Below are 888 nucleotides of genomic sequence, written 5' to 3' on the forward strand. Positions count from 1 at the left end.
CTTTAAAGTCAAGGATTATTGCTACATAGCTGGGCAATAATCCTTTGCTTGTGTAAGCACCGCATTCATCGTCACTAACATCTTTCGCATAACAGCAACAATACCTACTTTCTTTGCTTTACCAGTGCTTATTAGGCGCTTGTAAAATTCCCTCATTTTTTTGTCATATCGAATGGCTGATAAAGCGCCCATATAAAGTATTTTTCTAAGACTGTTTCTTCCATTTTGAGTGATTGCACGTCCCCTCTGTTTCCCACTATCTTTTGTTATAGGAGCAACTTCGACTAAGGCTGCAATCTCTTTTTTATTAGCATAACCAAGCTCTGGCAGTTCTGCAATTAGTGTTAAAGCGAATGTTGGGCCAACGCCTATCATTGCCTGAAGGCGGGTATACCTTTCTGCGAGCTCTTGTTCCGATTTAATTAATTTTATCATTTGTGTCTCGATGCTGGTCATTTGTTTTGCCAAAAGTTTGAGCATCTCTTTGTGTGTTTGTTTGACTTCAGGTATTTTGGCGTTACCCAATCGACACGCTTCTTGATGATGAAACTCTTTCAGCTGACTTAACCTGCTATTAAGCGCAGTAAGCTTCATTAACAGCTTATTGCGTACTGTCATACCCATTTCATCAAAACATTCTGCTGCTAATAGTTCATAACCACTAGTACTTTCCAGGACAACCAGGGGTCTCATTAGGTTGCTCAAAATTCTTTTTAATAAAACCAATAATAGACTTTCTATCTTGAGGCAATTGGACGATTATTTTATCTGTTGCAACATCTACACCACAAAAAGTACTGAAAATTTTACTCATTCTTGTTATCCTTTATAAAGATTCAGACACTTGATTGGGTACACGGTCTTTATGACCTTCCTACCGTTCGCGTT

2 protein-coding genes are annotated in these 888 nt (G+C 38.4%); both read right to left on the bottom strand.

Annotated features, from left to right (window positions below):
• Window positions 1-21: 21 nt before the first annotated feature.
• The gene (locus tag A8O27_RS18150; protein WP_064115172.1) at window positions 22-693 is read right to left on the bottom strand and encodes an IS110 family transposase; all 672 of its coding nucleotides are present in this window, start codon (window positions 691-693) and stop codon (window positions 22-24) included.
• Complete coding sequence (locus A8O27_RS18880) at window positions 662-814, bottom strand: hypothetical protein (protein ID WP_154669267.1); 153 nt, start codon at window positions 812-814, stop codon at window positions 662-664. The genes A8O27_RS18150 and A8O27_RS18880 overlap by 32 nt, the downstream gene beginning before the upstream one ends.
• Between the last annotated feature and the right edge of the window lie 74 nt (window positions 815-888).

Origin of the sequence: Legionella bozemanae (assembly GCF_001648595.1) — a bacterium.
In the GTDB taxonomy this organism is placed as follows: Bacteria; Pseudomonadota; Gammaproteobacteria; order Legionellales; family Legionellaceae; genus Legionella; species Legionella bozemanae.